This is a genomic window from Sphingomonas sp. AP28 (genome assembly GCF_056680455.1).
In genome coordinates, this window is the sequence record NZ_CM155283.1 from 821,938 (window position 1) to 836,139 (window position 14,202).

Annotated in this window: 10 protein-coding genes; 6 read left to right on the top strand and 4 right to left on the bottom strand. The window is 66.8% G+C overall.

The genetic code is table 11. The annotated features are described in order from the left end of the window. The first annotated feature begins 372 nt into the window (after positions 1 to 372). Complete coding sequence (locus tag AC1MH0_RS03585; RefSeq protein ID WP_480964753.1) at positions 373 to 1,554, top strand: molybdopterin molybdotransferase MoeA; 1,182 nt, start codon at positions 373 to 375, stop codon at positions 1,552 to 1,554. Between the two features lie 68 nt (positions 1,555 to 1,622). Next, positions 1,623 to 2,297, top strand: a complete 675-nt coding sequence (gene lexA / locus AC1MH0_RS03590) for a transcriptional repressor LexA (RefSeq protein ID WP_480964754.1) — start codon at positions 1,623 to 1,625, stop codon at positions 2,295 to 2,297. Positions 2,298 to 2,583: 286 nt separating this feature from the next. On the opposite strand, the gene AC1MH0_RS03595 is transcribed toward lexA, so the two are convergent. Continuing rightward, positions 2,584 to 4,866, bottom strand: a complete 2,283-nt coding sequence (locus tag AC1MH0_RS03595) for a ComEC/Rec2 family competence protein (RefSeq protein WP_480964755.1) — start codon at positions 4,864 to 4,866, stop codon at positions 2,584 to 2,586. A gap of 90 nt (positions 4,867 to 4,956) precedes the next feature. Here AC1MH0_RS03595 and gltX point away from each other — a divergent pair, with 90 nt between their 5' ends. From gltX to AC1MH0_RS03610, 3 genes are read left to right on the top strand one after another with little or no spacing between them, the layout of a single operon-like run. Beyond that, positions 4,957 to 6,387, top strand: a complete 1,431-nt coding sequence (gltX, locus tag AC1MH0_RS03600) for a glutamate--tRNA ligase (RefSeq protein ID WP_480964756.1) — start codon at positions 4,957 to 4,959, stop codon at positions 6,385 to 6,387. A 25-nt stretch (positions 6,388 to 6,412) separates the two neighbouring features. Further along, positions 6,413 to 7,696 carry a citrate synthase gene (locus AC1MH0_RS03605; RefSeq protein ID WP_060524737.1) on the top strand — a complete coding sequence of 428 codons (1,284 nt, stop codon included), beginning with the start codon at positions 6,413 to 6,415 and terminating at the stop codon, positions 7,694 to 7,696. Continuing rightward, positions 7,696 to 7,899: a hypothetical protein gene (locus AC1MH0_RS03610; protein ID WP_107962026.1), complete on the top strand. Its 204-nt coding sequence runs from the start codon at positions 7,696 to 7,698 to the stop codon at positions 7,897 to 7,899. The genes AC1MH0_RS03605 and AC1MH0_RS03610 overlap by 1 nt, the downstream gene beginning before the upstream one ends. On the opposite strand, the gene AC1MH0_RS03615 is transcribed toward AC1MH0_RS03610, so the two are convergent. From AC1MH0_RS03615 to AC1MH0_RS03625, 3 genes are read right to left on the bottom strand one after another with little or no spacing between them, the layout of a single operon-like run. Beyond that, positions 7,873 to 9,255, bottom strand: a complete 1,383-nt coding sequence (locus AC1MH0_RS03615; RefSeq protein WP_480964757.1) for a sensor histidine kinase — start codon at positions 9,253 to 9,255, stop codon at positions 7,873 to 7,875. The genes AC1MH0_RS03610 and AC1MH0_RS03615 overlap by 27 nt on opposite strands. Further along, entirely contained in the window at positions 9,252 to 10,349 is a 1,098-nt protein-coding gene (locus tag AC1MH0_RS03620) for a DUF2336 domain-containing protein (RefSeq protein ID WP_480964758.1), read from the bottom strand. Before AC1MH0_RS03620 ends, AC1MH0_RS03615 begins: the two co-directional genes overlap by 4 nt. Before the next feature lie 35 nt (positions 10,350 to 10,384). Continuing rightward, positions 10,385 to 11,566 carry a hypothetical protein gene (locus AC1MH0_RS03625; RefSeq protein ID WP_480964759.1) on the bottom strand — a complete coding sequence of 394 codons (1,182 nt, stop codon included), beginning with the start codon at positions 11,564 to 11,566 and terminating at the stop codon, positions 10,385 to 10,387. A gap of 280 nt (positions 11,567 to 11,846) precedes the next feature. On the opposite strand from AC1MH0_RS03625, the gene AC1MH0_RS03630 reads away from it, so the two are divergent. After that, positions 11,847 to 14,132: a coiled-coil domain-containing protein gene (locus AC1MH0_RS03630; RefSeq protein ID WP_480964760.1), complete on the top strand. Its 2,286-nt coding sequence runs from the start codon at positions 11,847 to 11,849 to the stop codon at positions 14,130 to 14,132. Positions 14,133 to 14,202: the final 70 nt, after the last annotated feature.

Here is a 14,202-nt window from a genome sequence, read left to right on the forward strand (position 1 = left end):
GGCCCAATTGGGAAGGTCACAGTAACGAAGCGCGACGCCCGCCAAACCGATGTTTCCCCGCGAAGGCGGGGACCCAGTCTGGGCTCCCGCCTTCGCGGGAGAACAAGAAGGATGTCGCAAATGTTCGATATCAAGCATCGCAGAGAGCAACGGACCGTCCCGCCGCCCACCGGAGTCTCGACAACATCTGTCCTACATCCCAAACCCATGGCAAAGCGCCAGACACCCGAAAACTATCCCCTCCCACCGGACCTTCCACCGGACGAGACCGTTCCAAACCTGAACCTCAGAACCGCGCCCGCCAAATGTCTCCCAGCGTGTGAACTTCCTGCACTTCCAGCAGGAGAGCCGCCCAGAAACAGAGCCTTACGCATGACCCTAGTCCCCGTCGCCGAAGCCCAGTCCCGCCTCTTCACCATGGCCCCCCGCGTCGGCCACGAGACCGTGACGCTACGCGAAGCCGCCGGCCGCTGGGCCGCCGAGGACATCCTCGCCCGCCGCACGCAGCCCGCCGCAGATCTCTCGGCGATGGACGGCTACGCGATCCGCTTCGAAGACCTCCCCGGCCCCTGGACCGTCATCGGCGAAAGCGCCGCCGGTCGCCCCTTCGCAGGCCACGTCGCCCCGGGCCAAGCCACCCGCATCTTCACCGGCGCCGCCATGCCCGACGGCGCGGACACCGTCATGGTCCAGGAAGAAGCCGCGCGTGACGGCGAAACCCTGATCCTGGCCGGCGAAGGCCCGCCAACGCTCGGCCGCAACACCCGCCGCAAGGGCCTCGACTTCTCGACCGGCACCCGCCTGATTGCCGCCGGCGACCGCCTCAGCCCCGCGCGCATCGCCGTCGCCGCAACCGGCGGCCATGGCAGCCTCACCGTCAACCGCCGCGTCCGCGTCGCCGTCGCCGCCACCGGCGACGAACTCGTCCCCCCCGGCTCGACCACCGACGGCGTCGCGCTCCCCGAATCGAACGGCATCATGCTCGCCGCGATGCTCGCCGACATGCCCGTCGACATCGTCGATCTCGGCATCCTCCCCGATAATCTCGAGATCCTCCGCGACGCCTTCGCCAGCGTCGAGGCAGACCTGCTCGTCACCACCGGCGGCGCATCGGTCGGCGACCACGACCTCGTCCGTCCCGCAATCGAAGCCGCCGGCGGGACGATCGATTTCTGGCGGATCGCGCTGCGCCCCGGCAAGCCGATGATGGCCGGCCGGATCGGCGAGATGATGGTGCTCGGTCTCCCCGGCAATCCGGTCTCCGCGTTCGTCACCGCGACGTTGTTCGTCAAACCCGTCGTCGCGCACATGGCGGGCGCACGCAACCCGCTCCCCCAGTCGACCCACGCGCTGCTCGGCGAAGACCTCCTCGCGAACAACGCCCGCACCGACTATCTCCGCGCCGAACTGCGCGACGGCAAAGCCTATGCCTCGACGATCCAGGACAGCTCGATGCTCCTGACACTAGCCCGCTCTACCTGCCTCATCGTCCGCCCCGGCAACGCTCCGGTTGCAAAGACAGGCGAATCGGCGGAAATCCTTGTGATCGCGTGAAGCGAGCGCTTGACGGCGTTAATTATGTTCCATAGAAGTTCCCAGTCTGTTCCGGACGGAGAACCGCCATGCTCACGCGCAAGCAGCACGAACTCGTCTGCTTCATCAACGATCGCCTCAACGATACCGGCGTCTCGCCGTCGTTCGAGGAGATGAAGGACGCCCTCGACCTCAAGTCGAAGTCGGGCGTCCACCGTCTGATCAGCGCGCTCGAGGAGCGCAACTTCATCCGCCGCCTGCCGAACCGCGCGCGCGCGCTCGAGGTGCTGCGAATGCCAGAGCGTGCCGAGAAAAAAACGCCGTCGAAGGCGTCGAACGTCAAGGCCGCCCCCGCCGCCGCGACGCCACAACCGGCCAACGACGTCATCGAGATCCCCCTCCACGGCCGCATCGCCGCCGGCGTCCCGATCGAGGCGTTCGAAGGCAGCACTATGCTAGCCGTCCCCGCCGCGTTGCTCGGCACGGGCGAACACTACGCTCTCGAAGTCTCGGGCGACTCGATGGTCGAAGCCGGCATCCTCGACGGCGACTACGCCCTGATCCGCCGCACCGAAACGGCGCGAGACGGCGAGATCGTCGTGGCCCTGATCGAAGACAGCGAAGCCACCCTAAAATACTTCCGCCGCGAAGGCGCCATGGTCCGCCTCGACCCCGCCAACCGAGCCTACGACCCCCAACGCTACGCCCCCGCCCAAGTCCGCGTCCAAGGCAAACTCTCCGGCATCCTCCGCCGCTACGACTGAGCCGCCGCCTCCTACTCTGCGCGGTCGCAAGATCTTGTGCACGCGGAGGCGCGGAGACACGGAGGTGTTGCGCTTGGGGAGAACCGGCTGATTTAAACGACGACGGATGAATCACCGGACAGCCATTAAACTGGTCCGGTTCATCGTCTGAGACACTGCTCCGCGTCTCCGCGAGAAAGTTCAACGCCGACCACCGCGTGCTTCGGCTGATGATTTGGATAGCGCGAAGGCGCTAAGGCGCGAAGATGTTGCATTTGGGGGGGCGCCTACCTTCACTTCGAAGAGGTCAAGGCGACGACGCTCCCCGATCGCTCGCGGAGTTCGGGACGGTCTCCCGAACCGCATCATCTTCGCGCCTTTGCGCTTTCGCGTGAACATCATTCTTCCAGCGACTTCGGTTGGCCCGAAACCCAGACGTACCATCGTGAAACTCAGCGTGCCGCGATCTGAAAAGATGCGCAGGACGCTCAAGGACAGGCGGATCGCGCCAGGGGTGGCGGTCGCCGGCGTTCAATATCGTCACGACCGTCCCCGTCCCCAAGGTCAGCGCGATGCCGCCCGTATGCCGCATAACACGGCGGTCCAGTTTCAGCCATCGCGGCACACAGTGGTTCGGCAAACCGCGTTCGCTGACGACGACGTCGGCGGTGCGACAAGCGGCGATGAGTTCAGCGATCGGGACCATATAGGCACTGCGGGTTGCAAGTATCCGCCACGGCCGTCCCCGAGAGGCGATGTCGGTCATACACAGATCGCGGCTGCACCGCGCATCGGGCTGGTCCGCCATCAACAAGGGCTCGCCGCCCACCCCACCATTCTCGGCGAGCATGTCCCGCGTATAGTCGCCCGCCCGATCGCGCAGCATAGCCAGCCCCGCGGCCGTCCGTACCGCAACGTGGCGACCGTCGCCGGTGATCAGAATGTCCGGGGCGGGTGTCGCGAGTGCCCAGACCGCCCCAGCCGCGAGCGGCAGTAAACCCAGCCGCCGCCAGCGCGTTCGCCATAGCGCGATCCAGATACCGCCGACGATCATCAAGGCGAATGCCGCCGTGGGCATCGCGGGCAACGATCGGACCGATCCCGGCGCGCCGGCGACGACATGCGCGAGCCAGAGAAGCGCGTCGAGCGACCGTTGAACCAGCCACCAGATCGGCGCCCCAAGTCCGCCGGCATCCAGAAGCAACGCCAGCGCCTCCAGCGGCATGACCACGAACGTCGTCAGCGGGATCGCGACTATATTGGCAAACGCGCCGTACAAGCCCGCCTTGTGGAAATGGTAGACCGCGATCGGCATCAGCGCGAACTCGACGAGCAGCCCCGTGAGAAGCAGCGACGCGACGCCCCGTGTGAGACGACGGCCTCGTCCCTCCTCATGCGGTCCGAAAAAAGCGCGGATCGTCGGATGTTCGTGCAGCGCCATGATTGCGGTGATCGCCGCGAACGAGAGCTGAAAGCTGGGTCCCGCCGCCGATTCGGGGAGCACCAGCATGACGCACGCCGCCCCCGCCGCAACGAGGCGCAAGGTCATCGCCTCGCGTCCCATCGCCAGTGCCGCCAGCACGAGCAGCGCGGCGACGCACGACCGGATCGTCGGAACCTGGCTTCCCGTCAATAACGTGTACCCGATCGCTGCCGCCGCCCCGGCAAGCGCCGCGATCAACGGCAAACGCGCATGCAGCGCCAGCCTGGGACTAAGCGCGAGCAACCGCAACACGATCAGCATCGTCGCCGCGACCGCAGCCGTAATGTGCAATCCGCTTACCGACAGCAGATGCGCGAGCCAGGCGCGGCGCATCGCCTCCGAGTCCTCCTCGCTGATCGCGCCGACGTCGCCGGTCGCGAGTGCGGCGGCGATCCCGCCCGCGCTGCCGTCCAGTCGCGATACGATGTGGTGCGAGAGTGCGACGCGGATACCGGCTCCAGATCCGCTCGGCGTGGTGACGACGACCGGTGCGAAGCCGCGCCCCGTCGCGCCGATCCCGCCGAACCACGCGACGCGAGCGAAATCATATGCGCCCGGTACCGCGGGTAGAGGGGGTGGCATCAGACGGGCTCTCAGGCGGACGATCGCCCCCGTCCCCAAGAGCTTCGGTGCATCCGCCTCTGCCAGATTGACGCGGACACGGTACGGCAAGGCGACCGGCTGCCCGTCCGTCTCCGCACCCCTCCCGACCGGCAGTAGCGTCAGCCGGACCAGCTTGCGCGCCACCAATGGTTCGATCGCCTCGACCTTCGCCGAGAAACGCGCGATCGTCGGGCCGCCGAGCACGGGTCGCGCCACGGACACCGATCGCGCCCAGATCAGCCCGAGCCCCAATGCAGCCGTCAGCAATCCTACCGCGAGCACGCGCGCCGCGCGACCGCCTTGTCCCACGGCGAGACATGCCAGCCCGCCCGCCACCAGCACCAATATCGTCACGAACCACGCCGCGTCGTCCGGCAGCGCAAACCACAACGCTATCCCGCCACCCAGCATCACCGGCAGCCACAACACCAACTGGTCGCGCTCCGCCTCGAGCCAGCGTTCCACGGCAAGCCCGACGACAGCCCCCCATCGCGGCACGCCCATTTGTCGCCGCCAAGGACGCATGCTAGGGGCGGCGACGGCTGTCATGGCCATCGTTTCTCCATCGTTTCATCAGTCTGGGAGCACCCGCGGTTGGGCGCAATATCTGATACGGGCACCGCCGCTTCGGCCGCACCCGTGGTTACCCGTTTCGCTCCGTCGCCGACGGGGTTCCTGCATCTTGGCGGCGCGCGCACCGCGCTGTTCAACTGGCTGTTCGCCAAGGCCAATGGCGGCAAGTTCCTGCTGCGTATCGAAGATACCGACCGGGTCCGCTCGACCCAGCCGGCGATCGACGCGATCATCGACGGGATGCGCTGGCTCGGGCTCGACTGGGACGGCGACGTCGTCATGCAGTTCGCGGGCGCCGAGCGTCACGCTCAGGTCGCGCACGAGATGGTCGCGAAGGGCCACGCGTATCGCTGCTACATGACCAATGACGAGATCGCGGCGATGCGCGCCGAGGCACAGGCCGCGAAGAAGCCGCTCCGCATCCGCAGCCCCTGGCGCGATCGCCCCGAGAGCGAAGCACCGAACCTCCCCCACGTCGTCCGCCTGCGCGCGCCGCAGGAAGGCGCCGTCACGATCGAGGACCGCGTTCAAGGCGCCGTCACGGTCAAGAACGAAGAGATCGACGACCTCGTCCTGCTCCGCTCCGACGGTACGCCGACCTACATGCTTGCCGTCGTCGTCGACGATCACGACATGGGCGTCACGCACGTCATCCGCGGCGACGATCACCTCAACAACGCGTTCCGCCAGCTGCCGATCTACCGCGCGATGGGCTGGCCCGAGCCGATCTACGCGCACATCCCGCTGATCCACGGCCCCGACGGCGCCAAGCTGTCGAAGCGTCACGGCGCGGTCGGCATCGAAGCGTATCGCGACGAGATGGGGATCCTCCCCGAGGCGTTCGACAACTATCTGCTCCGGCTCGGCTGGGGTCACGGCGACGACGAGATCATCAGTCGCGAACAGGCGGTCGCGTGGTTCGATCTGTCGGGTGTCGGCAAGTCGCCGTCGCGCTTCGACCTGAAGAAGCTCGAGAACCTCAACGGCCACTACATCCGCGAAGCCGACGACGCGCGCCTTGCGCAACTCGCCGCCGACCGTCTCGGCCATGATCTGCCGACCGGCGGACTGGACCTGCTCACGCGTGCGATGCCGGTCCTCAAGCCCCGTGCCGCGAACCTGAACGAGCTGGCCGAGGGATCGAATTTCCTGTTCAGCCAGCGCCCATTGGCAATGGATGACGCCGCAGCGAGCCTTTTGCAAGGTGAAGCGAGTGTCATTTTGGCGAACGCGCATGCCGAACTTGACGCGCTCGCCGAGTGGGATACGGAGGCGCTCGAAGGCGCGGTACGGCGCGTGGCCGAAGCGCGGGGCGTCAAGCTCGGCCAGGTCGCACAGCCGCTTCGCGCCGCGCTGACGGGACGCAAGACGTCGCCGGGGATCTTCGACGTGCTCGACCTGCTCGGGCGCGACGAGAGCCTGGGACGGATCGCCGACCGGATGGCTAGCTGATAAGATTTCGAGGAAGGATACAAGCATGAGCGAGACCGCAACCCTCAAGGTCGACGGCAAGGATTTCGAGTATCCGGTGATGTCCGGTACGGTCGGACCCGATGTCATCGATATCCGCAAGCTGTACGCGCAGACAGACAATTTCACCTATGATCCGGGGTTCACCTCGACGGCATCGTGCCAGTCGAAGCTGACCTATATCGATGGTGACGCGGGCACGCTGCTGCACCGCGGCTACACGATCGGCGAGCTGGCCGAGCAGTCGAACTTCATGGAAGTCGCCTATCTGCTTCTCAACGGCGAACTGCCGAGCGAAGACGAGCTGGCGAACTTTTCGACCACGATCACGCGCCATACGATGGTGCACGAGCAGCTCGCGCAGTTTTTCCGTGGCTTCCGCCGCGACGCGCATCCGATGGCGATCCTGTGCGGCGTCGTCGGCGCGCTGTCGGCGTTCTATCACGATTCGACCGACATCCACGATCCGGCACAGCGCGTCATCGCGTCGCACCGCCTGATCGCCAAGATGCCGACGATCGCCGCGATGGCGTACAAGTACAGTGTCGGCCAGCCGTTCGTCTATCCGGACAACACGCTGAGCTACACCGGCAATTTCCTGAAGATGACGTTCGGCGTGCCCGCCGAGAAGTATGTCGTGAACCCGATCGTCGAAAAGGCGATGGACCGCATCTTCATCCTCCACGCCGATCACGAGCAGAACGCGTCGACCTCGACCGTCCGTCTCGCCGGTTCGTCGGGCGCCAATCCGTTCGCGTGCATCGCCGCCGGCATCGCCTGCTTGTGGGGTCCCGCGCACGGCGGCGCAAACGAAGCCGCGCTCAACATGCTGCATGAGATCGGCACCGTCGACCGCATCCCCGAGTATATCGCTCGCGCCAAGGACAAGAACGATCCGTTCCGCCTGATGGGCTTCGGTCACCGCGTCTACAAGAACTACGATCCGCGCGCGGCCGTCATGCAGACGACCGTCAAGGAAGTGCTCGGCGAGCTGGGCGTCACCGACCCCGTGTTCGACGTCGCGATCGAGCTCGAGCGTCTCGCGCTCAGCGATCCGTACTTCATCGAGAAGAAGCTGTTCCCGAACGTCGACTTCTATTCGGGCGTGATCCTGTCGGCGATCGGCTTCCCGACGTCGATGTTCACGGTGCTCTTCGCGCTTGCCCGCACGGTCGGCTGGGTCGCGCAGTGGAACGAGATGATCACCGATCCCGACCAGAAGATCGGCCGTCCACGCCAGCTCTACAGCGGTCCGACCGCGCGTGATTACGTCCCGATGGCGTCACGCTGATGAAGACGCTCCGGCCGATCCTGATGATCGTCGGCGTGCTCAGCGCGCTGATGGGTCTGCTCTGGATCGGTCAGGGGCTCGGATACGTCCACTGGCCGCAGTCGAGTTTCATGCTCGACCAGCGGCCATGGGCGGATCGCGGCGCATTCCTCGCCGCATTCGGCCTCGCGCTGATATTAGTGGCGCGCCGGATCCGCCGGTAAGGTCAAGACGAACCGCGCGCCTTCGCCGGGTGCGCTTTCGATCGTGAGATCCCCCTGCATCGCCCGCGCGAGACGCCGTGCGATATACAGGCCGAGCCCGTTGCCGCCGGCCTCCGACGGATCGACCCGCTCGAACTTCTCGAAGATCCGCACCTGATCCTCGGGCGCGACTCCCTTGCCCTTGTCGGCGACCACGACGACCGCGTGGGTCTGCGTCCGCGTCACGGTGACGATCACCTGCGCACCACGCGGCGAATAGCGCACCGCGTTGCCGACGAGGTTGACCAGCACCTGCAACACGCGACGGAAATCGCCGAGCGCCGGAACACGCACGTCCAGCGCCGGGCGCGTGATCGTGACGCCTGCGTTCGCCGCGCGCACCGACAACAGCCCGGCCGCCCGTCGAGCCACATCGGCAAGGTCGATCGGCTCGGGCACCAGCGCGAAATCGGGCCGCTCGACCGCCTGGAGATCGACGAGGTCATCAACCAGTTCGAGCAGATGCCGTCCGGCACTGGCAATATCCGCGGCGTAATCCGCGTAATCGCCCTGCACCGGACCATCCGCCTGCGCATTGATGCTGTCCGCGTTCGCGACGATACGCGCGAGAGGAACCCGCAACGCCTTGTCGAGTCCGCTCGTAAAGGTCGGCGACAGTGTCTCGGTCGAGACAGCAGGGGGCGGTGCGTCTTCGACTACCATGCGTGCAGCGCCAACGAACCCGGCAAAGTCGCCCGCCGCATCGTGTCGAACATTGGCCGTCAACGTCACCGCGCGTCCGGAACTCCGCAGCCGAGCCGGTTGCGCCGTCATCGAGCGTCGCCGCGCAAGTGAGTCGAGGATCGGCAAGGCCCCATCCACACCGGTATCCAGCGAGAACATCGCCGTCAGCGGCTGGCCCAGCAACGCGAAGGCGTCGAACCCGTGCTTCGGCCCTGCATCGAGCGTGACGAACGTCAGCCGCAGCGCGGAATCCGTCTCCCACCGCCAATCCGTATCGCTGCCGTGGAAATCGTCCTGCGTATCCGGCGACGGTCGCGCCGGCCGCCACGCCGCGATCTCGCGCCAGCCGCTCACCGTCAGCCGTACGTTCTCACCATCCGGTTGAGCCCGCACCCAAAGATCTACGTCCGTTTCGTCGTCCGCGACGACCACGCCGCGCGACACGACGATCCCCAGCCGACGCGCCAACCGAGCGATCGTCGCAAGCTGTGGCACCGCAAGTGGCGCACCGCGCATCCCGCCCGCCCGCTGGTTGAGCGCAACCAGCGCCGGGTCCGCAAACGACAGCGAACCGTCGGGCGCAACGATCGCATGCGCAATCGGACTTTCGATCGAAGGGTCGAACACGCTCATCGCCGACCCGTACGCGCCAGCGCGCGCAACGCCATCCGAAAATCGCGGTTCAACGCCAATGGCGCGAGCGACGCACGCGCATCCTCGACCCCGACCGACACGATCGCATCGAGCGCATCCGCAAACGCCTCGATATCGCGCCGCGGATCCGCCTCCGACAGCGCCAGCCCGATCCGTGCGATCGTCGGCCGATCGAGGTCGATCGCGCGCAACGCGAGCCACAGCCGATCGCCCTCCGGGTCCAGCGTGATAGCCCGCGCCTGATCGAACGCGATGCCGATCGCATGCGCCAACACCGCGACGAACAACGACAGCCGCCGGTCGCCGATCGATTCGACCAGCACCGCAGGCAATTCGTTCGGTCGCGCATCGAGCGCACCGGCGAGCCGCGTCGCGACCGCGTCTGGCCGTTCACCCTCGTCATGCGCGGCGAGACTGCGCTGTGCCGCATCGGTGATCGCCCGGTCGCTTTCGCGCGTGACGGACTTCAGGCCGTCGCGCACCGCCGCCGCCACCCACCACACCAGCCGGTGATGCAGTTCGGCGGGTAACTCGCTGCCCCCGACAGATCCTTGCTCGTTCGCCACCCGCCGCCGGCTTTCCGCAGCCAGTAATGCAGACGCCGCCGACGCCACCACGCTGTCCGGCACCCCCGCCAGCCGCACCAGCAAACTCGCTTCGTCGGGTTCGGCGACCTCGACCGGCAACGAGGCGGCAATCAGGTCATGGCGTACGCGCGCGATCAGTTCGTCCATCAATTCTTCATCGCGGAGCAATCCCGCCCGCGTGAGCCGATCCAGAACGCCCCCCGCCCCGGCCTTCAACATCGCCTCGCCGGCCTGCGTCGCGCCGCCACCCGCGAGCAGTCGTGCGGCATGTCGGCGGATGTCCCACTCGATCGCCCCGACGATCGCGCCGAGCACCTGCGCGAGCATCTGTCGCGTCCGGTCGTCGAGCCGTGCGTCGGCATCGAGAAAGAAATCCGCGATCGTTCCGGTCAGCCGCGCGTCCGCGCGCAGGCGTGCATCCTCCGCTCGCGCAACGGGATCATAGGGCGACACGACGTCACGCACTGGGTCTGGACCGACCGACATGATCCCGTGCTTAGCCTCCGGACGTTAAGGTCCGCCTAAGGCGTTCGGCGAAGTCGCTCGATCACGACCGCCAGCGTCGCGGTCGCATACACCGCGGTCAGGCCGAGCCCGAACACCGGGAACCCCAGGATCGCGAACAGCGCGACGATCAGCAGGTAGGCTGCCGGACTTCCCCACCACATCTGCCGTTCGCGCTCGAGTATGGCGCGTTCGGCCAGCGCGCCGATCGCGACGAGCGCGGTACCGATCGCCAATGCGGTGTTGTTTCCCGCATAGCCACTGACGAAAAACGCGAAGACCAGGATCGATGCCGCCGCCACGCCGCCGATCGCGAGGGTCTGCCCCCGGGCCATCGGCGCATCGTCGCGAAGTCCGCTGAGCACCGAGCCGAGCGCCAAGGCTATGCATCCGACGAGGGACAATATCAGACCGATCGACGGCAGCCCGAAGCCGATCGTCACCAATCCGGCCACGCCCAGCGCCGCGCCGGCGGCTCCAACCGTGGTGCCCGCCGCACCACGATCGACCAGCAACGGCAATGCCAGCCGCGCGATAGGCGCGAGAACGAAGCGGTCGAACCAGCCCCGCCGCCCCGACACGATCGTCATCAGCACCGCGCGCCCGCGCTCTTCCAGCGTCCGCGCCTGACGCTCGATCCCATGCCCACCGCGCACCGCATCGGTCGGCAACAGCACATGTGTCGCGCGCGATTGTACAGCGAACCGCAACAGCGAAGACTGGAGATCGTAATCCTGCGGCAGGCCCGCGACTTCGGCGATCCGGCTCGAATTCAGCCGAGCGACGCCGGCCCACGCCATTTGGCCGCCGACACGCTCGAACCCCGGCCCTGCGTCGCTCTCGGGGACGACGAGCAGGCAGTCGCCATCTTCGACCGCCATCGCCTTGACGATCGCGTCGGTGGTGACGAGCCCGTCGCCGAGCATCAGCACCGGTGCCAGCGGGTGAAGTTTCTCGCCCGCTTCCATCGCGGATCGTACCGTATCGACGCTCACGCCGCGTCGTCCGATGCGGTTGATCGCCCCGAGCAACTCGGGGGTCATGCGCGCGACGACGATGATGATCTGCGAAACGCCGGCGGCGATCAGCAACCGCGCCTGATACTCGATCAGCGTCACGCCGCTGAAGGGCAAGGTCGCAGCAAGACGATCGGGGCGATCGTCGGCGTCATGAATTGCAAATAATAGGCCGGCAAGCATCGCAGGCTGTTAGGCGGTACGCGCCGTCCTGCAAAGCCCGCGTTCGGCCGAACCGCCCTGCGCCAAGGCTCGGTTCGGCGTTACAGGCGCGAAACCGCACGTCGATCGATACCCAAATTCTCGCGCGTTCCGTCGACCGACGGTCCCTGCCCCTATGGTGGTCGGACCATACGCCGTGCCGCCCTGCTTACCGGACGGATGAACGTGCGAAGATCGCATCATCCGTTTTGTCCCGCTGCAATTCATGATACTTCCGCAGTTCATGAACGGGGGTTCGTCAATGATCGGGTTTCGCGCGTCGGCAGGCAATGCCCATCCCATTCGCGCGGATATCGTGATGGATCCGGTGATAGAAAACATGTCCGACACCGTCACAGAAACGGACTTCGACGAGGTTTATCAACAGCCTGCGCCCGACCGCGGACGCCTTTACGTGGGTGTCGCGGTCGCGGTCGTGGTTATCTGGCTGGCGGCGATGCTGTGGCTCGCGCGCGGTTCGCTCGCGACCATCGAGCCGGTTGCCTTAGTCCAGTTCATCGCCGCGCTCTGCATCGTCCCCGCGCTGATCGGCATCGTCTGGCTACTCGCGATGCGGACCAGCCGTAGCGAAGCGCACCGGTTCGGTATCACAGCACAGGCAATGCGTGATGAGGCCGCCAGCCTCGAACGCAGCGTCGCCGCGCTCTCGAATACGATCGACGCCAACCGCCAACACCTCGCCGAACAATTGAACGCGTTGATGGCGATGGGTGGTGGCGCGACCGAGCAACTCGCGGCAATCGGCCGCGGCATGGTCTCCGAGATCGACCAGGCTGCAGCGCACGCGCGCAACCTCGCGACCTCGACCGCCGGCGCGCAGACGAGCCTCGGCGTGCTGATCGCCACCCTCCCCCGCGCACAGGCGGATATCGACGACGTCGCCAAGCGCCTGGAACGCACCGGGCTGTCTGCGAGCGAGCATGCCGCCGCACTCGATGCGCAGATCGTCGCGCTCGCCGAGCGCGGTCGCGATGCCGACGCGATGGCGAGCGGCGCCGCACAGCGCCTTGCCGCACACATCGTGCGCATGGAGGCGACCAGCCAGACCGCCGGCGCGCATCTTGAATCAGTCACCGACGGCATGTCCGCAGCAGTCGACGCGCTGCTCAACCGCACCGCCGACGCCGTCGATCACTCACGCCGCGGCATCGCCGCGCAGGGTGACGCGATGCTGGCAATGGTTGGCGCAAACCAGGCCGCGCTCGACAGCGCCGCTCGCGACAGCGCCGAAGCGCTCGCCAAGCGGATCGCCAGCGTGGAGGACGCGATCGAACGCGTCGCGATCCGCCTCGACCTGCAACGCAGCGCGGGCGACCGGATCGTCGACGATCTCCACACCGGGCTCGGCGAAGTCGAATCCAGGATCGAATTGCTCCACCGCCACGGCACCGAGCGCACCCAGGATCTCGCCGCATCGATCAGCGCGCTCGGCGGCTCTGCCGACGCGATGACCGAGGCGTTGCGAGCCGGCGACGATATGGCGCACCGGACGATTGCGACGACCGAGACGCTGCTCGTCGCACTCGATGCCGCCGCGCGCGAGATCGACGAGACGATGCCCGAAGCACTGGGCCGCCTCGATACGCAGGTGCTCGCCAGCAAGAGCATCGTCGTCTCGGCGCGCCCCGAACTGCTCGCGCTCGTCACCGCCGCGGAGAGCACGCACGACGCGATCGAGGCGATCGCAGGCGTAATCGGCGAACAGCGTCAGGTTCTCGACACGCTTTCGACGGACCTGCTCAACACGCTCAACACCGGCCGCGCGAAGGCCGATGCGCTTGGTCATATGGTCGACGAGGCGATTGGCCGGACTCAGCATTTCGCCGAAGACGCCGCACCGCAGTTGATCGAAGCGCTCCACCGCGTCCGCGAGACCGCCGCCGTCGCCGCCGACAAGGCGCGCGAGACGCTGTCGAAGGTCATACCCGAGGCTGCAGCCGCACTCGAAGCCGCCAGCGCCGACGCCATGCGCCGCGCGACCAACGACACCGTCGAACGCCAGGTCAAGGCGCTCACCGACGCCACGGGCGCCGCGGTCGACGCCGCCACCGGCGCGACCGAACGGCTCGCGCGCGAAGTCCAGGCGATCGTCGACCAGACCGCGATCGTCGAAACGCGGCTTCAAGAGGCGCGCACCGAGCGCGAAGATGCCGACCGGGACACCTTCGCGCGCCGCGTTTCGCTGCTGATCGAATCGCTCAATTCCGCCTCGATCGACATCACCAAGGCCATCGCACCCGAAATCTCCGACAGCGCATGGAGCGCGTATCTCAAGGGCGACCGCGGCGTCTTCACGCGACGCGCCGTCCGCATCCTCGACGCCAGCGAAGTCCGCGAGATCGCCGGTCTGTACGACGAGGACGAGCCCTTCCGCGAGATGGTCAACCGCTACATCCACGACTTCGAAGCAATGCTCCGCACGATCCTGACGCAACGCGACGGCTCACCGCTCGGGGTCACGTTGCTGTCGTCGGACATGGGCAAGCTGTACGTGGCACTGGCGCAGGCGATCGAGCGCCTGCGCTGAAAACGACCTCCCGAAATGATTCAACGTCACCGATAACGGAGCAATCCGCCGACCGGACTCATATTTCGAG